The sequence below is a fragment of the uncultured Microscilla sp. genome (genome assembly GCF_947493425.1).
Taxonomy (GTDB): Bacteria; Bacteroidota; Bacteroidia; order Cytophagales; family Microscillaceae; genus Microscilla.
Window position 1 is genome coordinate 1 of record NZ_CANLRP010000011.1, and the last position, 23,727, is coordinate 23,727.

18 protein-coding genes are annotated in these 23,727 nt (G+C 39.1%); 5 read left to right on the forward strand and 13 right to left on the reverse strand.

All coding sequences use genetic code 11. From position 1 onward, the window contains the following. Positions 1 to 142 precede the first annotated feature (142 nt). Positions 143 to 817: a tRNA (guanosine(46)-N7)-methyltransferase TrmB gene (gene trmB / locus Q0954_RS05115; RefSeq protein WP_299454519.1), complete on the reverse strand. Its 675-nt coding sequence runs from the start codon at positions 815 to 817 to the stop codon at positions 143 to 145. A 377-nt stretch (positions 818 to 1,194) separates the two neighbouring features. Between trmB and Q0954_RS05120 the strand changes: the two genes are divergently transcribed. Together Q0954_RS05120 and Q0954_RS05125 are read left to right on the forward strand one after the other, a co-directional pair. Further along, positions 1,195 to 1,827, forward strand: a complete 633-nt coding sequence (locus Q0954_RS05120) for a TetR/AcrR family transcriptional regulator (protein ID WP_299454521.1) — start codon at positions 1,195 to 1,197, stop codon at positions 1,825 to 1,827. Positions 1,828 to 1,950: 123 nt separating this feature from the next. Continuing rightward, complete coding sequence (locus tag Q0954_RS05125; protein WP_299454523.1) at positions 1,951 to 3,063, forward strand: alkane 1-monooxygenase; 1,113 nt, start codon at positions 1,951 to 1,953, stop codon at positions 3,061 to 3,063. A 7-nt stretch (positions 3,064 to 3,070) separates the two neighbouring features. Here Q0954_RS05125 and Q0954_RS05130 read toward each other — a convergent pair whose 3' ends face one another. The 7 genes from Q0954_RS05130 to Q0954_RS05160 all read right to left on the reverse strand — a co-directional run bounded on the left by Q0954_RS05130 (position 3,071) and on the right by Q0954_RS05160 (position 8,004). Further along, complete coding sequence (locus Q0954_RS05130) at positions 3,071 to 3,511, reverse strand: hypothetical protein (protein ID WP_299454524.1); 441 nt, start codon at positions 3,509 to 3,511, stop codon at positions 3,071 to 3,073. A gap of 121 nt (positions 3,512 to 3,632) precedes the next feature. Further along, positions 3,633 to 4,160 carry a hypothetical protein gene (locus tag Q0954_RS05135; protein WP_299454525.1) on the reverse strand — a complete coding sequence of 176 codons (528 nt, stop codon included), beginning with the start codon at positions 4,158 to 4,160 and terminating at the stop codon, positions 3,633 to 3,635. A gap of 94 nt (positions 4,161 to 4,254) precedes the next feature. Next, entirely contained in the window at positions 4,255 to 4,680 is a 426-nt protein-coding gene (locus Q0954_RS05140) for a hypothetical protein (RefSeq protein WP_299454527.1), read from the reverse strand. 267 nt (positions 4,681 to 4,947) lie between these two features. Further along, positions 4,948 to 5,970: a histidine kinase gene (locus tag Q0954_RS05145; protein ID WP_299454529.1), complete on the reverse strand. Its 1,023-nt coding sequence runs from the start codon at positions 5,968 to 5,970 to the stop codon at positions 4,948 to 4,950. Beyond that, complete coding sequence (locus tag Q0954_RS05150; RefSeq protein ID WP_299454531.1) at positions 5,967 to 7,016, reverse strand: sensor histidine kinase; 1,050 nt, start codon at positions 7,014 to 7,016, stop codon at positions 5,967 to 5,969. The genes Q0954_RS05145 and Q0954_RS05150 overlap by 4 nt, the downstream gene beginning before the upstream one ends. 88 nt (positions 7,017 to 7,104) lie before the next feature. Then, positions 7,105 to 7,539, reverse strand: a complete 435-nt coding sequence (locus Q0954_RS05155; RefSeq protein WP_299454533.1) for a hypothetical protein — start codon at positions 7,537 to 7,539, stop codon at positions 7,105 to 7,107. 27 nt (positions 7,540 to 7,566) lie between these two features. Continuing rightward, positions 7,567 to 8,004 carry a lipocalin family protein gene (locus tag Q0954_RS05160; protein ID WP_299454535.1) on the reverse strand — a complete coding sequence of 146 codons (438 nt, stop codon included), beginning with the start codon at positions 8,002 to 8,004 and terminating at the stop codon, positions 7,567 to 7,569. Between the two features lie 493 nt (positions 8,005 to 8,497). Between Q0954_RS05160 and Q0954_RS05165 the strand changes: the two genes are divergently transcribed. From Q0954_RS05165 to Q0954_RS05175, 3 genes are all read left to right on the forward strand, one after another. Further along, positions 8,498 to 9,172 carry a cupin domain-containing protein gene (locus tag Q0954_RS05165; RefSeq protein WP_299454537.1) on the forward strand — a complete coding sequence of 225 codons (675 nt, stop codon included), beginning with the start codon at positions 8,498 to 8,500 and terminating at the stop codon, positions 9,170 to 9,172. 8 nt (positions 9,173 to 9,180) lie between these two features. After that, the gene (locus Q0954_RS05170) at positions 9,181 to 10,182 is read left to right on the forward strand and encodes a hypothetical protein (protein ID WP_299454539.1); all 1,002 of its coding nucleotides are present in this window, start codon (positions 9,181 to 9,183) and stop codon (positions 10,180 to 10,182) included. Between the two features lie 79 nt (positions 10,183 to 10,261). Next, positions 10,262 to 12,004 (forward strand): asparagine synthase-related protein, encoded by a 1,743-nt coding sequence (locus tag Q0954_RS05175; protein WP_299454541.1) that lies wholly within the window; start codon positions 10,262 to 10,264, stop codon positions 12,002 to 12,004. Positions 12,005 to 12,113: 109 nt separating this feature from the next. Here Q0954_RS05175 and Q0954_RS05180 read toward each other — a convergent pair whose 3' ends face one another. From Q0954_RS05180 to Q0954_RS05200, 5 genes are all read right to left on the reverse strand, one after another. Next, complete coding sequence (locus Q0954_RS05180; RefSeq protein ID WP_299454543.1) at positions 12,114 to 15,530, reverse strand: SpoIIE family protein phosphatase; 3,417 nt, start codon at positions 15,528 to 15,530, stop codon at positions 12,114 to 12,116. 201 nt (positions 15,531 to 15,731) lie between these two features. Then, positions 15,732 to 18,203 carry a SpoIIE family protein phosphatase gene (locus Q0954_RS05185; protein WP_299454546.1) on the reverse strand — a complete coding sequence of 824 codons (2,472 nt, stop codon included), beginning with the start codon at positions 18,201 to 18,203 and terminating at the stop codon, positions 15,732 to 15,734. A gap of 221 nt (positions 18,204 to 18,424) precedes the next feature. Next, positions 18,425 to 22,015, reverse strand: a complete 3,591-nt coding sequence (locus Q0954_RS05190) for a SpoIIE family protein phosphatase (RefSeq protein ID WP_299454549.1) — start codon at positions 22,013 to 22,015, stop codon at positions 18,425 to 18,427. Positions 22,016 to 22,470: 455 nt separating this feature from the next. Further along, on the reverse strand, positions 22,471 to 23,214 hold the full coding sequence (locus Q0954_RS05195) for a leucine-rich repeat domain-containing protein (protein WP_299454552.1): 744 nt from the start codon (positions 23,212 to 23,214) through the stop codon (positions 22,471 to 22,473). Between the two features lie 31 nt (positions 23,215 to 23,245). Next, entirely contained in the window at positions 23,246 to 23,617 is a 372-nt protein-coding gene (locus Q0954_RS05200; RefSeq protein WP_002696247.1) for a helix-turn-helix domain-containing protein, read from the reverse strand. Positions 23,618 to 23,727: the final 110 nt, after the last annotated feature.

Below are 23,727 nucleotides of genomic sequence, written 5' to 3' on the forward strand. Positions count from 1 at the left end.
GCGCAAAAAATAGCCTCGTCTCAAAACAAAACCTCTACCTCAAGAATGGTAATTTAATTTCTCACCATTCCTAAGAGATGATCAAGAACTACAACTATACGCTACAATTGCTGATTATCTACCTTCACCACAGCATAACTTTTTAGCCCTCTCCCCTATCGAACCTAAACTTCAGGTAATGGATTTTGTGCCCTTCAGCAACAAACTTGAGTTCGTAGCGGGTTTTAATATCATGGTGTTGGGCAAGCAGTTTCTCCTCTTTGTAGAGATCACGGGTAAATTCAAAATCTTTAATTTTCCAATCTTTGAGCACCTCCAGGGTGTATTCAAACAAGCCTGCGTTGTCGGTTTTGAAGTGTAACCAACCATCGGGCATCAACAGGTTTTTGTACATGGTCAAAAAACGTGCATTGGTCAGGCGACGGCGTTCGTCACTGTCTTTGGGGCGTGGATCGGGGTGTACCACCCATATTTCGTTTACTTCGCCAGGGGCAAAATACTGCTCAATATTTTGGATAAAAGTACGTAAAAACCCCACGTTTTGCAATCCGTTTTGAGTAGCAAATTGGCTGCCTTTCCAGATACGATCGCCTTTGATGTCTACCCCTACAAAGTTACGGTCGGGGTATGCTTGCGCCAACCCTACGGTATACTCTCCTCTACCACAAGCTAACTCTAATACTATATCGCGGTCGTTTTTAAAAAACTCCTCTCTCCATTTTCCTTTAATCGTATCATACAGAGGTTTGCCTGGCTGTACCACGTTCGGATTCTCCTCGTTTTGCTTAAAACGCTCTAGTTTGTTTCTTCTCCCCATTGTTTTTTTATTTGACTAGACAAAAAAACAGGCAAAAGGCTTCTGCCCTATTGTCTGTTACCTAAAATATTCGGCAAAATTAGTTATTGTTGGGGCTTTTAGCAACTATGCAGCAAAATGCCTGAGGGGGGCAGGCTGTTTTTTAAACTGGGCAATCGTTACCTCTGGGGTAGTGTTATGCAAAAATCACTTTTGCTACCCAATCATCTTATAGCATTGCAAATCAATACTTTACAAAAAACTCAGGAGTATTAAACAACCACCAAATAGTACTTTACAAATAATATATTTAATATTTTTACTTTGACTTGTTTTGAGTTTATGCGGCTTTTTTTTAGATTTGAGAAAATGACTCACAGTCATAATACTTGAAAGATATGGGAACACCAAAGGACATTAGAAAAAAACAAAGGTATGAGGCAATTGTAGATGCAGCCGAAAAGGTGTTTTTTTCTAAAGGAATTGACAATGCTTCAATGGACCAGGTAGCCAAACAAGCTGGACTGGGTAAAGGCACCTTGTATTTATATTTTGAGAGCAAAAATGCATTGTATCGAGCGATTTTATACCGAGCTTTTGCTACCTTAAAAAAACAGTTTGAAGAGGCTCTCGATGAAGAAAATACTGGGTTTGAAAATATGAAAACCATATTGAGGGTATACCTCGACTTTTTTTATAATCACCCCCATTATTTCAACGCTATTTTACACTTCCAAAATGACTTATTTAACCTGGATGCCATGGCATCGGAGCAACAAATTTATCTTGCCGAAGGAGTGGCTATTATTGAACTTGGGGCACAACTCATAGAAAAAGGGCAACAAGATGGTAGCATCAGAAATGATTTGAAAGCAATAGAAGCTGCGTATGTGTTTTGGGGGCAAACGATGGGGGTACTACAGCTAGTACAAAAGAAAATGGCCATTGTTACCCATTACCACCAATTAGAAGCTGATCAGTTGATTGTACAGCACTTTAAGCTAATTGAATATGTGCTCAAAGGCAGTTAGGCTATAACTACAGGAATTGCTATAAAGTTATTCCTGTATATTTTTTTGTCATAAAAATGACTGAAAGTCATTTTTCATCAAAACATACAATTTAATCACCAAAATAATCTAAAACATTCTATTATGAGTTTACTAAAAAAACTAGGCTTCTTGAGCATATTCACTATTCCAGCCCTCATTGTATGGGGGTATTATATGGGCGGAGGCTGGACATTCAGCGGTTTTGTACTTGGCTATGGCATTATTCCACTGTTGGATACTATTATTGGCAAAGACCCCGAAAACATTACCGAAGACTCGTTTGATCGGGTAATCAGCAACGGCTACTTTTACGCCGTGGTATACGCACAAGTGTATGCACATCTGGGCATTGTGCTGTTTGCAGGCTATGTAGTATCGTTACAGACAATGACTACCCTAGAGTGGACAGGGTTGTTGCTAAGTGTAATGTTGTTTATGAGCAGTGGTATCAACATTGCCCACGAACTAGGGCATAAACGCAGCAAAGTGGCGCAATTTCATAGCCAGCTTACGCTGATGTTGGTGGGGTATATGCATTTTTTTATAGAGCATAACAAAGGGCACCATGTGCATGTAGCCACCCCCAAAGACCCGGCAACCAGTAAAAAAAACCAAACCTTTTATGCCTTTTGGGTACAATCAGTATTTGGAGGTTGGCAAAGTGCTTGGGATATAGAAAGCCGCCGTTTGCAACGTCACGGGCTTAAAACGTGGAGCCATCATAATGCTATGTTGTGGTACATAGCGTTACCGTTAATTTTTTGTGCTTTGCTTACTGCTGTGCTAAGCTGGAGCAATGGTGGGGCGATATGGGCAGTGCCTCTTTTTTGGGTGGCACAAAGCATTTTGGCGTTTTCATCGCTTGAGGCAGTCAATTATGTAGAGCATTACGGCATTGTACGCCGTGAAATAGCTCCTGGCAAATACGAAAGGGTAAACCCATTGCATTCGTGGAACTCAAACCATCGAGTGAGCAATTTCTTTTTGTTTCAGTTACAGCGCCACTCTGACCACCACGCCCACGCAGCACGCCCCTATCAAGTGCTCCGCCACTTCGACGAAAGCCCTCAATTGCCTTCAGGTTATCCTGTAATGATATTAATGTCGTTGGTACCTCCACTTTGGTTTAGAGTAATGAATAAAAGGCTGGAACGCTGGAAAAGTAAGGCGTATGATGCTGAACATATCAGGCAAGTGGTGCAAGCAACGGTGTAGGAATTTCTTATAATATTTTTTTAACAGAAGGCAATACATAGATTTCATTAATCATTTGCCATACTTTTTTTGGGAAAGAAGGAATAGACTGCTCTTGGTTTTTGCTTAACAAAAGGTAAAAACTTAAATCTTTACGTTCGTAGTGTGAAAAAGCATAAGGAGGAAAGAGGTTTTTCATTAACAAACTATATATACGAAATCGTTTGGTGTTTTCTTCTGGTTCGTTAGTTAGTGAGGCTCCAATAAACATAAATGAACAATTTTTATCTTTTTTGTAGAAAAAAAGCATCGCTTCTACACAGGTTCTGATTACTTTAGTGGCTTTTGTAGTTCCCTTATAAAGACCAGACAATGTATTGAAGCGATCTTTTCTATTGATGTCTTTGTGTAAGCAAAAACTTACCTCAAAGGTTTTATATTCAAACTCCTCCAGAGATATAGTATACAATACTTGATTTGAGTCTCTGAAATTAAATAGGTGTTCTCTTTTAAAATGTTTCTTGTTGGAAGCCCTAGACGTATTAGGACCTAAATAGTTGATTTTATAGAAGGAGTCAAACATTTCTAGACTATATTACAAATTGATATGCCTTATTGCGTTCTTTCCATAAATCATCTTCTGTTAATAGTCTAACTCCTTTGGGTAACTCAGATGGTTTTACCTCACTGGTCAATGACTTGAGACCTTCCTTGGTTTTATATATAAAATCAATCCATAAATTTAAATATCTATCACTTAAATGAATAGAAGATTTCACAATTTTTGGTAGACTACTAAACTTTTCAGACTCAATTATTTTCTGACAATACATAGACATATTTCTACTATTATTCAGGGTATCTATTGAATTGTCAAAAAAGTGCCTCAATGGTTGATAACTATTTGATGTAATTTTAAATTCCCCACCATTAAAAATCACTTTATGCATTTTCTCAAGCTCTTTACAGGCTTTTTTAATTTTCCGATTAAATTTATATGCTGAAAACCTTAGCTTAAAGCTTAATTTTTTTTCATTCAAAACAGAGTTCAAAAAATCAGATAGATTTGCAAAACTCACGTCATTGCCAAAGTTTGATATTGTTTGTGTAGTCTGCATTTTTTTATTCCTATTAATTAAGTCACAAATTTACTAATAATGTGGCTTTATAACGATGATTTATACAGAAAGTTCATATACAAAGCCTAAGAACCTATTGATCCTCCTCAAACAACCACTCCAACCCCTCTTCTCTCGTTTTAAAAATACGGTAAATATCATTATTTGCTTCATAATTGGTGCGGGTACTAATGGTTTCTATCACGTTGTCTATAGAGTGTTGCAAAAACACATTTCGTGACAATACCAAGGCTGTTTTAATAGGGTTGATATGGAATGCCCGTTTGATGGTTTCGTTGGCTACCCATTGTTGATCATTTCTGGCAATAGTACCATGTTCACGGCTGTCAAAACACCATTTTTTTATATTTTTTTGCTCTGACAAATCATAGAAAGCAAGGAGGGTTTCCCGATACTTTTCGCCTTGCACAAAGTACTTCCAGGTGAGTATCAAAGCCTGGTTACCAGCATCGTACTCGATGAGTGCTTGATCATTTTCATAACATTTTTCCATAGACATAGAGGGTACCTGAGTTAAAACCGATCTGCCCTTAAGTTACAAAATGTCTCTGAACAATGCACAGTTCATTTGCTTTTTTCCCGAAACCCCAAAAGGCTACTGAACCAGTAATATTACAAGATAAGTATACTTTGAAGGGGATAAAAAACCGTTTTTAGATTTTAATCTTTGTATCACTTTGCGTGCTTGCAGAACGGGGCAACCATCAAGCGCAGCGGAACAATAGAGTTCCTAACTTTCGGTTAACCATGCCGTTCAAAGTATAACTTACCCTATGCTGACTGCTTCAAGCAAAGGCAAAGAGACCTTCATATAATCATGGGCTTTTTCGGTTTTCAATGACAAATTACTCAGGTAAGCATACTTTTGTTGAAGTGGCAACAATAATACTTCTATGGCATCAAAGATGAGGTGTTTGTCCTGTATTGTCAACAACAAACGAGCATCAAGGGTGGTAGCCACTTGTATTTTGGGCAAAGAATTTTGCCAGACAGCAGTCAATATAGGTAATAGTATGTATTGAATCGCAAAAGGAATAATTTGCCGATGCTCCATTGCAGGGGCTATCTGCCAGTCAATTTCCACAGGGTGTGTCAATTGGTGTTGCAACAAAAAAAGGTATTGTTTTACAAAAGCTACTTCGGTGTACAAATCTACCAGTTCTTCGTCTTTGTGCTGTAAAATATATCGATAGGTTTGCGAAAGCTTTTCAGTAAAATCTAAAGCCTCGGCTTCACTTGCTTCTATCAATGCTTCCAGCAAATGTAAACTATCAAACAAAAACTCAGGGTTTACCTGTTGTTTGAGCAGTTCAAACTCTGACGCCACCTTTTCGCCCTTAAGGTGTTCTGCCTCCAGCAAGGTTGCCTTCCACATACCAAAAAAATAGCGACTTTCATAAATAGCCCCCAGCACTAAAGTCAGCAAAGCAGCCACTGCCATGATTGTTCCCACTGGCACCAGGCTAAAAGCAATGCCATAGCTCCAGGTAATTACCCGCAAACCAATGAAAATAACTGTACAAGTATATAATACAGTACACCCTATAGTGGCTATAGTTCTTATTTGGGTTTGTTGTATTTTGGCATAACGTTGCCTAAATATTTTTACAATTGCCTGGTCACCTTCCCAAATAACAATTGAAAACAAAAACGAAAAAAGCACATTCTGTGGGTAGTGGGTCACGTTTTGAGGTGCCAGTTCTATAGCAAGTGGTATAAGGAGACTCATTGCCAACATTCCGACATAACGCCAGTGCCATTTAAAAATGTCCATACGAAAGTAACTCATGACAATACAGGGGTTGAGGATTCGGTTACCGACTTGTTTGATATTGGCTGCTCAAGCAATGGTAACCTTACTTCAAAAGTGGCTACTTTGGGTTGTATAGCTACGGGTTGTTGGGTAAAAAATGCGTAACGATCTTTGATATTTTTTAATCCAATGTGGGTCGAGTTTTCGCGCATACCTGAAGTAACCTTTTTGGGTTGTAGATTATTGCGCACAATCAGGCGATTACTTTTGGTTATAATGTTTAGATACAGCGGACGAGCACTGGAAATAACATTGTGCTTGATGGCGTTTTCTACCAGCATTTGTAAGCTCAAGGGCACTATTTGATGCTGTAAATATTCTTTTTCTACCAACATTTGCACTTTTAGATTATCACCAAACCTAATTTGCTGCAAAAACAAATAGGCTTTAATAAACTCAAACTCGCGGGCTACAGTGGTAAGTTCTTGGTTTTGATGCTGTAAGATATAACGGTATACCACCTCTAGTTTACGGGTAAATTTTTGGGCTGTTTTTTTATCTTCTGGAATAAGAGTAAGCAATGTATTGAGGCTGTTGAACAAAAAATGAGGGTTTACCTGATTTTTAAGTACTTCGAGCTGTGACTGGGTAGTTTGTCGCCTTAGTTTTTGGGTTTCGATGACCGACTCTTGCCAGCGTTCAAACAGGTAACGACTCTCGTAAAATGCGCCAATAAATAAGGTAATGACCAGATTAAAAGCCATACTTTGGGGGATAGATGACCAATGACAAGGAACATTGTATAAAACACTTGCCAGCCAATGGTTAAAGGTAACCAAGCCAAGTATAAAGAGGCACATTACCACAAACTCTAATAGTATACGAACGAGTGCCTGCGAATGCTTGGGGTATTTATTCTGGTAATGCCACATAATCAACACTGCCCCCTGCCAGTTGATAAAGCTTATCACCAGGTTGTGGGTAAGTCCAATAATGCCTATATCGACCGAAGAGGCCAGAAATATCATCAAGCTCAGTACAACGATCCCCGTGTACCTTATGTGTTTCTCTTTGACTTGCATATTTTCATGTACAAAAAAACCATTAAAAACGTAGTAGTTTAACCACGTTTTTAATGGTTTACAAGTTAAGCCTAAAGCCAAGCTTCTGCTATTTTTTTGCTGCCAAAACAATATCAAGCGTTTTGTTCCCTTTATTAGTTTCTCTGAGCACCATTCGCTTTTTGGTTATTTCAAGTAACTTTGCCGTATTTTCTGAACCAAACTCACTGATAACTGATAGTACCTTATCATCAGATAACTTCCAGGTGATTTTTTTTATTTTTCCTTTCTTAAAAACTTCACCTTTGCCTCCTGCCTCAAATATTATGTAAGCATTTTCCATCATTTTTTTAGTGCGTGTCCGGCTCTCCTTAGAAAAAAGTTGCATCTCTTTTAGTTCTGCTTCAGACAACTTGGCTATGGTAGCATCAAACGACACTACCCACTTTTTATTAATAAGTAATATTTCTGTAGACTGTGCCTGAGCTACTGAAAGTCCGCCAAGCATACATAGTATCCAGACATATTTTTTTAACCTTAGCATTATTTTAAATTTTTGATCTAAAAAGGGCTAATCTACCTTTGGCTTAAACACCAACATCACACCTTTAGTGTCACTTTCTTCCTGCAACACCAGGCTGTCTTTGGTAATTTTTATTATTTTCAACCGGCTTACCTTGCCATTTTTCTCAGTGGTTGTCAAGAGCTTGTCACCATCTGATAACTTCCAGGTCATTTCTTCTTCTTTGCCGTTCATTGAGGCCTTCGCTGTTCCACCTGCCTTAAAGACGATGTAGGATTGTTCTATCATTGCCTTCATCTTAGCCCTTTGCTCGTCAGGCATTTTACTCATCTGTTGTTTTTCTATCTCTGGCATATTTTCTATCATACCCTCAAAAGAAAACCTCCAGCCTTTGGTCAACATTTTCTTTGTAGACTGTGCCTGAACCATACTCAATCCACCCAATACCAGTGCCAGTGCCAATACATATTGTTTTAACTTCATCATGTTTAGTTTTTAATTTTAAAAAGTGTTTCAGGCAATGAGGTAAAAGTACTGGGATGTTTTTGGGAAGCTACAGGCTGTACCCCTGCTTGTCCTAAGTATGTTTATTACTTGGCGAGCCACACCAAAAAACCTTGATCATTCAACTATTGCCAGATTATATATACCTGTTGGGAGCAAAAATTGTTTGCATGGTAATATAATATCAGTGCACACTGGTATAAAAAAAGCTACCTCATACGAAGTAGCTTTTTTGTGTGTCAATCTAAAACCCATTAAAAACTATTGTAATATTTTAAGAAAACCACCACCTATAAGAAAGGAGAGATAAGTAAATCGTCAGGCGGTGGTTTTTCAAAGTAAATGTTGTTAGTAAAAGTTTCTGATATTTATTACATTAGAAGTGGTATTCAGTGGAGTATTTTTTTTGAAAAATTACATACACTACTCAAAATCAACCTATTAGCACCTATAAAAATCACAGAAAACCTATTTTATGGAAGTAGACAAAGTGGCATCAATCAATTTATACCAGACAACTCCCCAGCTCAAGGTAGTCATCAAGGAAAGTAATTTTTCGGGAACGTTAACAGGTTGGAACAATGAAATGCTTGCCCTTCACAAAAAGCCTAACACTACTTACACAGGATTTGTATGGCAAGGTTCTGCCCGGCTCACTACCTCACAAGGCGAGTTTGTACTGCAAGAAGGAATGTATTTTATGGTATCAGGCCAAGTCAAATTACAAGGCAATGGGCAAGGTTTTGTGATTGCCCAGCCAGGCTACCAGGGAATATTTATGCTGGGAGGTCCAGTAGAGCAAAAAGGGCGTTTGCAATATATAGATGGTTGTACCGACACATTGTTGATTGCCCCTGCCACGTTGGGCGATCCTTGCTTTAACTTATTACACATTCCAGCCAACACTTTTCAGTCGCAGCATACACACCCCTCGTTTAGGGTTGGCATGATTGTGAGTGGCGCAGGTGAATGTATTACGCCAGAAGGTAATTTTGCCTTGAGTCCAGGACAAGTTTTTTATATTCCTAAAGATGGTAGGCACAGTTTTAAAACTACTCACAGTGATTTGCGGGTAGTGGCTTATCATCCCGATTCTGATTTTGGTCCTACCCACCAAAACCACCCAATGATTAACCGAACTATACTTTAAAGAAGCTTATGAAATGCCCCAAGTGCGAACACGAACAAAAATACAAAGAAGGTATGACCTGCCTCAACTGTAATTATAGGTTTGCCATTAACCCCAAAGAAAAAGGTAACCTGAATGATTACAAGATGAAATTGCGGATTGAGCAGGTGAGCCAATCGGGACAAGTATATTTTACACCACGCCAGTTGTATGCCTTGTATAGGGGTAAATTTAAAAAAAATGACGCTTTGGCTATGTTAGTTTTTGGCGCAATAGTAATCAGTATATTCTTTGCATTTGGTAGCCCCGAAGGAGCCATAGTAGCAGGCATAGGGTTTACTATAGCCATTTTATATGAAAATTTTAAAAAATCGTGGTTATCAGAACAAGACTTTTTAGCTACTTTTAATCATTGGTATACCCGGAGCGAGTTGGCTAAAGAAGTAAAGCAGGTCGTATTGCAGCCTGAGTTGACACAATTGCCCCCAGATAACCACGAAAAAGATATTTATGATTATGGAGTAGAGGCAATCATTGTAACCGACCAGGATGTATACGTAGATTTGTTTGTAAAAAATAATTACCACACCCAATACAAGGCATTGATTATATCTAAGCACTTCTACCCTGCATATTTGACCCCTCGCCTAAAGCAACTGTTGCAAGAAAAACCTGACTTGCCTTTGTTTTTTATTCATGATGCTACACTAGAAGGTTTGCAAACAATGACACAGTTTAGGAACCATGCTGGGCTTGCTACTGAAGGACACCCCTGTATAGATTTGGGGCTTACTCCCGCTCATTTTAATCAGCTGAAACCTCTCAAAAAACTGCTTAAGGGCACTGATGATAATCATGCTCCACTTGATTATTTGCAACACCATCATTTTACATCTATTTTTAACAAATATGTTGTAGAACGTGCTGAACAACAGGCATTGCTGAGTGAGGAAGAGCTATCAGTAATAGAAGCTGATGATTTGTCGGATCGAATATTAATGATTGACTTGATTGCTGATGATTTTGGATAGGTATTTTTTACTTGCTTTGCTCTAAATCAACAACTAACCTTTGCTTGTTATTAAAACACGCCCAATCGTTTCACTCATCATGTCTGTAATATTTGGATGTACCCACGCTCAAATCAATGATTTGCCCCACATGTTTGCCCAAGTAAAACACCGAGGCAGTCACGAATACCAATCGGCAACTGCCCCAAAAAGTCAGCTCTCGATAGGTTTTAGCATTCCTGCGCATGAACATATTCACCGCTACAGTTCGGGCATTGCCCAAAACAAAGATATACTATTGGCAGCCTCAGGCAACATCACCAATCAAGGTTTTGAGCCTTTATCACCACAAGGTTTACTAGAGCTTTACGCCAATCAAGGCATTGATTTTTTAAAGGGTATTCGGGGAGCTTATACATTGGTCATTATCAATAATGAGGACATATACATTGCCCGCGATGGCACTGGGCAACGAACCATATTTTATACCACCCAACAAAATCGTTTGGCGTTTTGCAACGAAGCCAAGGGGATTTATGCCTTGCCTCATTTTAACAAACAACTCAACCTTGCCGCTATTCCGATATATTTTACGTTTAGCTTTTTGCCTTTGCAAACTACCATGATGCAAGACGTATACGAACTACCCGCAGGTATGTATTTGCATTATCACCCTAGGCAAGGTGCACAAACCCATCGCTTTTTTGAGCTAGAGGCTTTCGCCAAAACCCAAAAACAAAGCACTGAGTATTGGATAGACCGTATTAGGAAAGAGGTAGACCGAGAGATTGAGGCAAAAATGGCAAACGAAAAAGAAATTGGAGTATTTTTGTCAGGAGGGCTCGACTCTAGCATTTTGGCGGCAAGGGTAGCACAACTGTCACCCAGTAAAATTCATACTTATTCTATCCATTTTGGCAAAAAATACCGCAATGAATTGCACTATGCCCAAAAAGTAGCCCAACGCTACCAAACCCAACACCACGAGGTAGAAATTAAGCCTAAAAACTTTGTCCCCCAATTGCGTCAAGCTATTTGGCACCTCGATGACCCCGTGGGTGACCCTATCACCATTCCTAACTTTGAGCTTGCCCGGTTTGCCTCACAAACTACGCGGGTAGTGTTTAACGGCGAAGGAGGTGATCCTTGTTTTGGAGGTCCCAAAAACATTCCTATGTTGCTCAATCATTGGTACGGGGGCATCGAGCACCCCCCCTATTTTCGTGAAAAAGCTTACCTGGCTTCTTACCGTCGGGGGTATGCTTACTTAAAGCAAATACTCGCACCTCGTTTGTTAGAGGGATTTGATGAAGATCAACACCTGGTGCCTATCCTGACCCCATTTTTTGAATGCAAGCATCAGAATTTTCTTGACAAACTTATGACCATTAACATGCGGCTCAAGGGGGCACACCTTATTTTGCCCAAAGTAGAACGCATGTTGGGTGCGGTGGGAGTTACGCCTGTATCTCCTTTATTTACTTCAGAAATTGCGCAAAGCAGCATAGAAATGCCCTCGCAGCTCAAGCTACAGCAAGGCATCGAAAAGTATATTTTAAAACAAGCTTACGCCAATGAATTACCTCCAGAGATTATTCGACGCCCCAAGAGCGGCATGCGGGTGCCCCTGCATTATTGGTTTCAGGGAGAGATGAAAAAGTACGCAAAAAAAATGCTTTCGGCCAAAAGTATCAGGCGCAGTCAATTGTTCAACCCTGCCACTGTAAAAACTATCCTGAATTATAATAAAGACACGGGGATTCATCGCCACGGGCTACTGATATGGATGATGCTCACCTTAGAAATATGGCAGCGTCTGTTTATTGAAGGGGAAGATTTGTAGTTTTTAGAAGGGCTTGAAATAAGCCGATGTATAGTTGGTGTAACAAGTCTTACTCTACCTCTGCAAGCTAAAGCCAGCACATACAGGTATTTTTCACTATCGTTTAGGTTTATAACCTTACCCCCATGATTGTAATATCGTCTCTTTGTTCAATGCCTTGCTGGTGCTCTGCCATCACTTGCTGTAGTAACTTTTTTTGTTCTAGCATGGGCAAATGTGCGTGTTCGTCAAAAAAAGATTTTATTCTGAGCGAGCTAAACTTGGTACCTTCAGGGCCCGCCAAACCCACCAACCCATCGGTAGTTAAGTAAATGGCTGATCCTTTGGGCAATAACAACGATTGATTAGTAAAAGCACGTTTTTTACGATGCCACCCCCCTATTATTTTACGATCTCCTTTTAACTCTTTCAAAGGTGTTTTCTTATTTATTTTATAGTACAACGGACGACGAGCACCTGTAAAAGACACCAATGTTTCCTGTTTGTCTGGGGTAGGCTCAAGCAAACAAAAACAAACATCCATTCCGTCTGCATTGTACTTTTCTTCTTGTCTGAGTGATAGTCTTATTTTAGTATTGAGCATTTCGAGAATACGTACTGGCGAGAAAAAGTGACGTTGATTTACTATTTCGTTGAGTAGCGTGTTGCCAATCATAGACATAAACGCACCAGGAACCCCATGACCAGTACAGTCGATGACAGCAATCAAAGTAATGCTTTTGTTCTTCTCTCCGGTAATTTGTTCATACACATTTTCTGAGATATGAGAAAACCAATAAAAATCTCCTGACACTATGTCTTTAGGATTATACAAAACAAAGTGATCGGCCAATACCTGGCGCATGGCGGTTTCATCTGGCAATATGGCTTGTTGGATAGTTTGGGCATACCTGATGCCTGAGGTGTAATAATGATTTCTGGCTTCTACCAGTCGCAGTACTTCTTCTTTTTCTTTTTTTTCTGATTGTAGCTCCTGCAGGGTTTCGTGTAGGCTTTCTGATTGTGCCATTATTTCCTCCTGCTGGCGCTCCATTTTTACATTTTTATAAATTAAATCACCTCTTTGTTCTTCTAGCTGCTTAAAGTGTTCCTGAAGCTTATCTCTTTGTCGAGTGACCTCTTCGGTACGCTCAGCAATCAAAGCTTCCAGACGTTCGTTTTTTAGGCTCAGTCGGCGCGAACTCCACCAAATGAACATAACCACTAACCCTAGCACCAACAGGGATATTGACAGGTATACCCACACAGATTTGTACCAGGGAGTAACTATTATAAAAGTATAAGTAGCTACTTTGCTAATAGCCCCTTTGGTATCTCTTGCTCTTACCTTAAAAGTGTAGGTGCCTGGGCTAAGGTTGGTATACTCTTTTTTGCGTGAAGCCATCCACTCCGACCAATTTTGATCGTAGCCCACCAGCCAATACTGAAAACGACAAGATTTATGCAATGAGAAATGATTGGATGCTACTGTAAACCTAAAATCATTGATAGTAGTAGTAAAAACAGAAGGAAGAGTATTTTTTATTATATGTCCGGCAAATAATAACGAGTCTGCCTCTTCATTTCTTTCCCAGTCTACCCTGCGTATCAAGGCACTAAAAGAAGAATCTTTAGTAGACTTGTGCCCAAGGTTGTACCAAACTACTCCTTGGCTAATACTCAAAATAACGTTTTGCTTATCAATAAAATAAATAAAAGGAGTTTGCCTAACCCTAAACATGTCGTAGTTTAAGTCGGTTTTTTTGTAAGACTTACCATTGGTGCTTTTTTCTACAATACAGGTTTGGTCTTTTGTCAATACCCAAATTCGCCCCTTTGAATCTTGGTGTAGCCACATCACAGGTTTGTTTTTGCCTATGACTGTAGATAATGCGTGTGGTTGAAACTTGTCTTGGGTTTGATTGTATTCATATACGCCTTTTTTGGTGGTGGCCAGTAGTTTATGATTAATCAAGAATATTCGATTTCCAGCATCAGAGGGTAGGCCTTGTGCTTTGTTATAGCGGGTATAACTGACCACACTGTCTTTGGTTTTGTTCAAGCTAATCTTGAGCAACCCCTTGGCGTTAGCTGTCCAAACATGGCCACGCTTAGTTTCAAACAGGTAACTTGCCTCATTAAAACTTTCGTCAAAACCCTTGAGTTTTTCAAGTACACTATTTTTATTATTTAGGCGTAACCTATACAAACCATCCTGAGCACAAACCAGCATCAGTTCAGGTTGCTGTATAAAGGGCATCATACACAACACATGGGTATTGTGCGAAATAAAAGACACCTTCTGGGTATTGTCAAGCGCGGCTATGCCCAACGAATGTCCTCCTATTATTTGTTGGTCGTGCGACTGGGTCAAAAACCAGCTTTGCCCTTCAGTATTATCTATTTTGCTAAAATAGTTACTTGATTCTTTGCCGTGAATCTTTTGGTGAAAAATACCTTGTGAAGTACCTAAATAAAGGCTTTGATGATGCCTCAATGCGGTATATACGACCCCTTCCAATCCCGTTTTTTCATTCAGTACCGCAAAAGGTGAAAATATATCAATGTGGGCAATTCCACGCTCTAACCCCGCCCACAAACGATTTTGTCGGTCAAGATAAAGCGAAAGTACGGTGTTAGACTTTAAGCCTTGCGACTTGTCAATTTTCTTGATTAAACGCCCCTTTTTGTCAAAAATCAAAACTCCAGCATTGAGTGTACCAAAAGCAAAGTAGTTGGGTGAGAGTTTTAGCCCTGTATACAACTGGGCTGGTTTGATCAACTGGTTGGCTGATGGGCTCCAGGGGACAATTGTGTTTCCCTCATACAAATATACACCTTGTCTGAAAGTCCCAATCAAAATCCTCTCTTCGTCAAGGGGCAGCATTGTATGTACTTTTTTATTGGTAAACAATTGCCCTCCAGGTATTAAGTTAAGTTTCGCGCCCTGTAATTGTTGTAATCCTGTACTTGTATCATCAATATATATCTTTTGATGTACCTTAAAAATACGCTGAAAACGTTTTTTAGCTGGAACTCGCACAAATTCCTGATTGGTTAAATAGTAGATATAAAGCGCCGCTGGGCTAAAAAAAATAACCTGATGAGGGGTAGTAATAATTTTGGTAAATGTAGGTAAGGGGGTGTTGAATCGAAGTGTTTTTTGATAAAATGAGTGATACTGTAGTTGACCAGAAACACTTGGCTGCAAAAAGCCCAGATGCCCGTTGCCTGCTACATATATTTTACCCTGTTTTCCTTGTGCAAGGGCTTTTGCTGGCGCTTGTTCTTTTAATGAAATAAGCCTCTGATCTACTCCATCAAACTCTACCACTCCATTATCGTTGGCTATAAACAACAACCCTTGGGAGCCCTGCAAAATTTGCCAATTATGGAAAAGCTTAGGGTAGTCTTCCAGTGCATAGTTTTTCATCAGGGGTATCCCCTTATCCCTAATCTTAAGTGTATGGCTTACTTGTGCGTATAGCTTAAATAGACTCAAGTACAATAAAACTCCCCAAAATATAAACCTTTGAACCATGCTCATTCATTATATCATCAACCAATCTTGTGCCGTGATAACTTGTATATATTTTTGGTTAATTGGTTGGACATTTGATTGACCCCAAAGTTAAAGACTTTTAAGTAAGTAATTGCTAAAAAGTAAAGTATAAAAAACAAACAATGCACGTTATTGTAAACAATCAATAGATAAATCAACAAAAACACTGATAAGTAAAAAACAGGTTTAGAGTTCAACCCCGATCAACAATATATCATCTCTTTGTTCTGCGTCTTGTTGAAAGTTATTCAATGCGTTTTCTACTGCGGTTTGTTGCTCATTCATTGACAAACTGGCGCTGGTTTGTAGAATTTGCCTCAGCCGTTTGGTGCCCATGCTTTTTCGTTTAGGGTTGGGGGTATCTACAAAACCGTCTGACGAGAGGTAAAGACGATCACCCACATCTAAGATTAGTTCTTTGGACGTAAAATATTTTTCTGTGTAAGATTGCCAGCCACCTATAGAAAAACGGTCACCCTTTAATTCTTCCAGGTTGTTTTGATGGTAATAGTACAAGCCTCGCTTAGCACCTCCATACATTACTTTTGCCTTATCTTCTTCATACTCAATCACACACAAACAAACATCCATTCCTTCACGATTACTTGTTTTTTGTTGGTTCAGGTCTTCATAAATACTCTTATCGAGTAGCCTTAAAATATCTGCCGGATCAGTTGCTTTTTTTTCGTTAATGATCTGGTTAAGTAATGTGTTGCCTATCATACTCATAAATGCCCCTGGCACTCCATGTCCCGTACAATCAACCGCTGCTACAATCACTTTTTCTTCTACTCTACTCAACCAGTAAAAATCACCTGATACAATATCTTTGGGGCGATAAATCACAAAGCCACCTTTCAATAAGCTCAACAGGTCTTCTCGGCTGGGCAAAATGGCTTGCTGGATATTTTGTGCATAATAAATACTGGTAGTAATAAATTTGTTTTGATGTTCAAGGTTTTTACTTTTTAGGGCTAGTGCCTCTTGAGTACTGATCAACTCTTCTACATTTTGGCGCATCTCTTCTTCTTGCGCATGTAAAATCTCATTGGTTTCTTCTAGCTCAATTTTTTGCTCTCCAAGCTGCTTTAATGCCTTTTTCAATACCAGCTCGCTTGACTTGATCCGTTGATTCTGAAGCTCTAACTCTTTTTGTTTTTTCTCCATCACCTCATGAATCGACCTCAACTCTTCTACATTTTGGCGCATTTCCTCTTCTTGCGCCTGTAAAATATCTTTTTGTTCTTCAGCCTCCATCAACAAGTACGTTGTTTTGACCCCCGCCTGAATGTTCAAAATGGTAGAAGCAATTCTATCGGCCAGATTCTCGACAAACTCTATTTGATGATTTTCAAACTCAATGAATGAACCTATCTCCAGCACACCTATCTCTATTTGGTTTGAGATCAAAGGCACAATGAGTATATTACCATTTGTAATTTCATCCATACCCAACGACACCTCAAAATAATCGGCAGGCACTTTTACCTGGTGTATAGTACCTTTCTCTATGAGCGCTTGCCCCAACAACCCTCCGCCAAAATCATCATCTAGTAGTATTTTGCGATTTTTCCGGCGTTTTTCGCTGTAGCCATAACAGCTCACCAGCTCTAGCTGTTTTTGTGCAGATTTATCGGCAGTTTCTTTAATTTCGTTGAGCAAAAACAATCCCCCCTGATTGCCATTCATATATTTTACCAACTGGCTTATCACTGTACTGGTCAAGTCTTTTAAATCGGTATCACCCGCACTTAAAGTGTCGCCAAATTCAGCCAGTCCGTGGCTTGCCCAGGTTTGCTTTTGGTTTTCTACCATCAACTGACGTAAACGATCGCGTGCCACTACCAGCGTCATAAAAAGACTGCCTTCAGCAATCATCCTGTTTTTGGTTTCCATCTCCAACTGAACATCATAGTTGCCCTGCCCCAAGTGCCTCACAAAAGTTTTCACCTCTTTCAGATTATAAGCAAGTTCTGCGGTAGCATTGGCTATGCGCCCTATTTCGTCTTTTTGGTCAATATCTAATACTTCTTCCAAATTGCCCAACACCATATTGTTTGCTACCTCGCTCAATTTATGCAGGGGACGAAAAGCATACTTCCAGAAGATATAAATCACCAATAGTAAAATAAATACATTGCTTAGTATAACCAAGCGTCGCATCTCTGCTACTTTTTGCTGACTTGCTCGATTGGTAAGGTTTACTTTTTCAATAATAAAATTACTGGTACCAATAAACTTTTCATTGGCAGTCACCGCTTTTTGAATAATGACTCTTTGTTGGGCAGGAGTGTACTTTCTAAAAGATTCTGTATTGATTTTAAGTATTTGATCCTGGTAGGCTTGCCAGTCTTTTTGAAGTGTATTGAACAAGGGGAGGATACTTGACTCGACTGGCTTTAAATGTACTACTTTATTATTAAAAACAACCTCACCACCTAGCTGTAGTGTCCGTAGCGCTGTTTCTAATTGGGCTATAATGGTGTTCAATTCTTTTTTGGCGCTTTGGTCGCCATGTATGATTTGTTGGCTTAGGCTCAATATTTTGATGGATAGGCTTCGGTTGCGCCCCGCAATGTTGATCCAATTGTTGGTTTCCTCAATTGACTTGTTGTTAAACCCACGCATCAAAAACTGACTTGCAATAATGATGAGCATTACCACAAGTAATGGAATAAATAGTTTATATCTTATAGATAAGTTATGAAAGCTTTTAGCCAACTTTAGCATAAGTACTAATAGTTTTGTCTAGTTGAAAACACTCTTACAAGTTTGTTTTTTTTCACTACAAAAACAATGACAATTTATATAAATAATTTGGACGAAGGCTATTTTTGCCAAATTTCAAAAAAATATATTGGCAATTCACTGTCAAATAGTTACACCTCTATTGCAAGTACTGTAATGTCATCTCGTTGTTCTGTACCTGCCTGATGTTGGTCAAGGACATTGATCAGCTTTTCTTCTTGAACATTTAACGGAAGCGAAGCACACTCTTTCAGAAGTTGTTGGAAACGAGTTGTCCCAAACTTCTTTCTTTCTTGATTATTCTGATCTATGAGCCCATCAGTAGTTAAATAAAGTACTGAACCTTTTTCTACGGCAAATGCTTGTTGCGTAAACTTGGGGGCATCAGAGTACTTGCCTCCACCAATAGAGTGCCTGTTTCCTTTTATTTCTATTACCTGGCGGCTATTTTTTGGGGTATAATATAGTGGACGTTTGGCTCCAGCAAAAGTTACCTGAACCTGTTGCTCGTCCAGAGGCTCTAGCATACACAAGCATAAATCCATTCCATCAGAGTTTGCCTGTGACTCTTGTCGCAAAGCCAAGCGGGTAAGCGCGTGTAGTTCTTCCAGCACCTGAGCAGGTTGTACTATGTGCCGGTCGCTTACTATTTCGTTGAGCAAAGTATAGCCAATCATGCTCATAAATGCCCCTGGCACTCCGTGTCCGGTACAGTCTACCGCAGCTACCAATACTTTATCATCCAGGTTGTCGAGCCAATAAAAGTCACCTGATACAATATCTTTAGGGCGATAAATCACAAAATGATTTCCCAACAATTGTTTGATTCGTTCCTCAAAAGGCAGTATTGCCTGTTGAATTGTTTGAGCATACCTAATACTAGCGGTAATATCCTGATTTTTTCGATGAATAATCTGATTGTTTTTTTCGAGTATACTGTGCTGCTTTTCTATTTCGTCCTTTTTCTCTTCAATTTCGTTTTTTTGCAACTCAATCTCATTTTTTTGGTGTTGTATGCTATCACGTTGCAGCTCAATCTCATCTCTTTGACGTTCAATCTCATCTTTTTGTTGGGTAAGCTCACGATTCACCGACTTAAGCACTTCTGCTTGAGCCATCATTTCTTCTTTTTGAGTTTCGAGCTCTACATTTTTTGCTGTAATTTCTTCTTTTTGATATTCCAGGGCTTCGTTTTTAGAAATAATCTCTTCTTTTTGCTCCTCCAGAATTTTATTTTTGTTGCTTATTTCGGTTGTTCTTTCCTCTACCTTAAGCTCTAAAAAATCTTTTTGCTGCCGCAAACGACGTGTATTGAGCCAAATCACTCCCCACAATAACAATAGTGCCATCAGGCAAAAGCCTATATAAGCCCATACTGTGCGATACCAAGGGGGGGTAATTATAAAACTATAAGACATTTCGGAACTCTCTATGCCGTATACATTGCGGGCTTTTAAATGAAAAGTGTACGTTCCTTCGGGCAGATTGGTGTATTCTTTTTCTTTGTGGTTTACCCAAGCTGACCACTTTTGGTCAAAATTCTCCAGATAATAGCTGTATTGAATAGTTTCTGATTGGGTGTAGTAAGGTGTACTGAATACAAACCGGAAATTGTTAAATTTGAAGGGAAAAACTTTGATCAAGCTTTTGGGTTGTTTGTCAAATGTTTGCCCTTGCCTGGAGCTAAATATACCTGCAAAAATCAAAGAGTCACGCCCTTCAGAATTTTCCAGCTCTACCTTTTGTAAAAAAGTAGAAAAACTAACATTATAGTTTCGGTCAAGATGGCCACTATAGTGGATAATGCCCTCTGAAGTTCCCATCAATACCTCCCCACTTTTGAGCGCCGAAATACAGTACACATTGGCACCTTTTAATGGGGCAAAATGGTTGTAATTAGGGACATACTTTTCACTCGATTTTTTTAGAACAGCTATTTTATCGCCTATCTGACACCACACATTGCCTTGATGGTCTTCGGCAAGAAAAAATACTCTTTCACCACTGGGTACATAGCGGTCTAAAGCATCTTTTACAAATTTATTTTTTGCTTTATTAAATGCATAAATTCCCTTTTCAGTGGCAAATACTACTCTGCCAGCTATTTTAAAAATACGGTTATTGAGATTAGAGGGCAACCCATACTTTTTGGCATTGTACCTAGTCAACTTATTCAAGCTATCATTTTTGTCCAATCGGAAACTAAAAACGCCAGTGTTTTCGTGCGACGACCAAAAAATACCCTCTTGGTCTTGGTGTAAATAATGGTGTTGATCAAATGTATTGGGGTATTGTGGGTATTTTTTAACCTTTGTCCAGTTTTCGCGGTTTTTTATGCTGTACATTTCCAGTCCCTCAGCCCCTGCTACCAACATTTTTTCATCAGGTATACGTACAAAACTCATCGCATGATTTTGACCTTGGTATACCTTTCGTATACGTTGGTTGTGTATACCCAATACCCCATCAAAATGACCTACCCGAAGTTTGTCATCCACCTCAACAAAACTCCAGGTTTGTCCCGAAGAGTTTGTCATCAATCGAAAGCGGTCAGAAGCAGGTTGTAAAATATCACTTTTTCCATCCCAGTTTTTGAAATATAACCCCTGATTGGTAGCCACATACAAACGATCATTATAAAAGTGTATATCATTAGTTCCTCCTTCTACTCCAGTTCTTTGGTCAAACACAGATATTGGTAAGCCAATTTGTAACATAGAGATGGCGTTTTCGCAACCTAGCCATAAGTTTTGGTTATAGTCAAGGTAAGCATAATACACCGAATTGCTGATAAGTCCCTTGGGTTGGTCTACCAGTTGTACAGGATTGCCAGCGGTATCCAACACTACTACTCCAGAGTTGAGGGTAGTAAAAACATAATATTTGTTGTGCAAAAAAGAAGCGTTGTATATTTCGGCGTTGTTAAAAAACGGAGTAAGGTCGGTTCGCCAAGGGGTAAAAGTTTGGCCATCGTATATATAAAAGCCTTCGGTTCGGGTAGCCACCAGTATTTTATTATCGGCAAAAGGCAGTAGGCTGTAGATGCGTTCTTTGGTAAATTTTTCGCCGTTTGGTACCAGTTCCAGTTTATCCCCCTTGAGCTTCAGTAAACCTTTGTCCCACTCTCTGGCATAAAACTGATCATTGACCAGGTATGCCCGATGGAATTGTTTGCCTTTACTAGGGCGAATGACTTTTACCTTACCTTTGGCGTTTTTCAGGTTTTTTGGAAAAATATAAACCCCTGTGAAACTAATCATATAAATGGCGTCAGAACCCAAATATATATTCCACATATCGTTAAAATTTCTTTCATTTTTGGGCAGTAAAGGCAACAATGACTTATACTCCATTTTGCCCAGTGAGTCGGGCGCCAGATAACCAATTTCGCTTAGGGCACCTACATAAATTCGCCCTTGATCGTCTTTAGTAAGTGCCCTTACTACCGATTTATTGGGTAGCTCTATCAAACGCCAATTGCTTCCATCAAACTCTAGTATTCCATTGTTGTTACCAAAATACATTACCCCTCTATTGTCTTGAGTGATTGCCCAGTTTTGGTTAGATGCCTTATAATCTTTTGGAGTAAAATTTTTAATGAAAGGAATGCCTTTGTTTTTGATCAAAAACTCGGCTGTATTCTTTATGGCATTGTTTTGCCCTACCACAGACAGGTGGGTGCCACATACACAAATAAAAAAATATATAAGATAGCTTCTCATGCAATAATCCCCCTTCTATACATTCAGTACTCTCAGAGCTTGTCAAGCAGACACCAATTGCTACCTTGCCTGCTCTATGCCTGTATGTGGTGCTTGTGTAGTGTGTGATTGGTCACAACTTGTAAGCAACAAAACCAACAACTTCGTTCTCTTGAGTAGTGAAGCCTTATTTTAATTTACCTTTTACCTAATAATGATCAGTTTACTTTGACTGGTAGTTCCAAATTATGAAAAAATAATACCAACTTAACCAGCACCTAAAAATAAGCAAGCATTTGCAAACAAAACCCAAGTTTGAGTTAGTTAACTGATAAGCGTAATGTACAGCATAAAAACCAGTCTTTCAGTAAGCTTTGCTATTTTTAGTGATAGTATTGCATAAACTTTTCCGAAATTAGAAAAAAAACAGTGGACACCAAAAATAGCCAAAAAAATCAGTGGCCAAAATTGTATAGCTACTGCGAAGGGTTAAAGGGGTTTTGAAGCAACTTGTTGTCTACATAAAATGTATGTAAAGCACGCATTTCTCTAATGGCATCGGGTAGTCTCTCTAGGGCAGTGTTGTATGATACATCAAGTACCTGAAGTTTTTGTAATGTTGTAATAGCGTTGGGCAATTGGGTTAGCCTGTTACGACGCAAAATCAACCTTTGCAATTGCTGCAGCTGTTGTATTTGTTGGGGCACTTGATGAATATAATTGGCACTTAAATCTAAAGTAACCAACGCGGTCAGTTCGAAGAGTGCATCAGGTATTTCGGTAAGCTTATTACCTTTGATTCCCCCCAGATCAAGGTATTGGAGCTTGTGCAAGTAAGCTATGTTACTCGATATGGTATCTATTTGGTTGTTTCTTAGACTAAGTTTGGTCAGGTTAGGCAACTTACCAATCATTTGGTCAAGCCTGACAATGTTGTTATTGGCAAGGTGGAGATTTTTAAGCTTAGTTAATAGTTGTAAAGATTCAGGGAAACTATTCAACTGGAGGCTTTCGAGGTATAAAACCTCCATATTGGGTAAGCAACTGAGTGGAGTTAAATCAAAGTTGGTAAAAGGGTTTTTGCTTAGATTTAATTTAGTAAGCCAGGGCATCTCACTAAGCACCACAGGCATACTGGTTAGTGCACAATTACTTAAGTCAAGTGATGGCAACTCTTGCTCAAAAGCCACTTGGAGCTTTTGCTTCGCCTGATCTGTCATGGCTTTACACTTTTACACATGTTAAAATTATTTACTTCCTTTCCAGCTTTTCTTCCAATAACTTAATCTGTGCATCTTTGGCAAAGATTAGCGCTTCTTTAGTCTTAAGTAGCTCTTCAAGATAGCTTATCTTCTCTTGCAAAATCTTAGGATCCAGGTACTCCAGGCGTTCCTCTTCTGAAGCAAACATATCACCTTTACCTGTTAATAACCACTCATAAGTAGTATTAAACAAGCTTACAAACTTCATGATGGCATGCAAAGATACAGCTATTGTACCTGTTTCCATTTGCGAAAGCGACGGACGGGAAACTCCTACTTTATCTGCCACATCTTGTTGACTTAACTTTAATTTTCGTCTGATGGCGAATATTCGGTCGCCAATACCATAGTTATCTTTCATAGAAAATGTTGGAATAGTTTGTTTTTGTAAATAATATTTACATAATTTGTGTTAGATAACAAAAAGAGAAGGTAATACTTACTAAATCATCTCTAACAAGGAGTGAAATC

Bases quoted from the DNA above. Each gene is read 5' to 3' on its own strand.
- Q0954_RS05150 (WP_299454531.1), bottom strand. From the start codon at position 7,016: ATGCAAGTCAAAGAGAAACACATAAGGTACACGGGGATCGTTGTACTG.
- Q0954_RS05190 (WP_299454549.1), bottom strand. From the start codon at position 22,015: ATGAGAAGCTATCTTATATATTTTTTTATTTGTGTATGTGGCACCCAC.
- Q0954_RS05140 (WP_299454527.1), bottom strand. From the start codon at position 4,680: ATGTCTATGGAAAAATGTTATGAAAATGATCAAGCACTCATCGAGTAC.
- Q0954_RS05135 (WP_299454525.1), bottom strand. From the start codon at position 4,160: ATGCAGACTACACAAACAATATCAAACTTTGGCAATGACGTGAGTTTT.
- Q0954_RS05170 (WP_299454539.1), top strand. From the start codon at position 9,181: ATGAAATGCCCCAAGTGCGAACACGAACAAAAATACAAAGAAGGTATG.
- Q0954_RS05145 (WP_299454529.1), bottom strand. From the start codon at position 5,970: ATGAGTTACTTTCGTATGGACATTTTTAAATGGCACTGGCGTTATGTC.
- Q0954_RS05160 (WP_299454535.1), bottom strand. From the start codon at position 8,004: ATGATGAAGTTAAAACAATATGTATTGGCACTGGCACTGGTATTGGGT.
- trmB (WP_299454519.1), bottom strand. From the start codon at position 817: ATGGGGAGAAGAAACAAACTAGAGCGTTTTAAGCAAAACGAGGAGAAT.
- Q0954_RS05120 (WP_299454521.1), top strand. From the start codon at position 1,195: ATGGGAACACCAAAGGACATTAGAAAAAAACAAAGGTATGAGGCAATT.
- Q0954_RS05185 (WP_299454546.1), bottom strand. From the start codon at position 18,203: ATGCTCATCATTATTGCAAGTCAGTTTTTGATGCGTGGGTTTAACAAC.
- Q0954_RS05200 (WP_002696247.1), bottom strand. From the start codon at position 23,617: ATGAAAGATAACTATGGTATTGGCGACCGAATATTCGCCATCAGACGA.
- Q0954_RS05175 (WP_299454541.1), top strand. From the start codon at position 10,262: ATGTCTGTAATATTTGGATGTACCCACGCTCAAATCAATGATTTGCCC.
- Q0954_RS05195 (WP_299454552.1), bottom strand. From the start codon at position 23,214: ATGACAGATCAGGCGAAGCAAAAGCTCCAAGTGGCTTTTGAGCAAGAG.
- Q0954_RS05155 (WP_299454533.1), bottom strand. From the start codon at position 7,539: ATGCTAAGGTTAAAAAAATATGTCTGGATACTATGTATGCTTGGCGGA.
- Q0954_RS05165 (WP_299454537.1), top strand. From the start codon at position 8,498: ATGGAAGTAGACAAAGTGGCATCAATCAATTTATACCAGACAACTCCC.
- Q0954_RS05180 (WP_299454543.1), bottom strand. From the start codon at position 15,530: ATGAGCATGGTTCAAAGGTTTATATTTTGGGGAGTTTTATTGTACTTG.
- Q0954_RS05125 (WP_299454523.1), top strand. From the start codon at position 1,951: ATGAGTTTACTAAAAAAACTAGGCTTCTTGAGCATATTCACTATTCCA.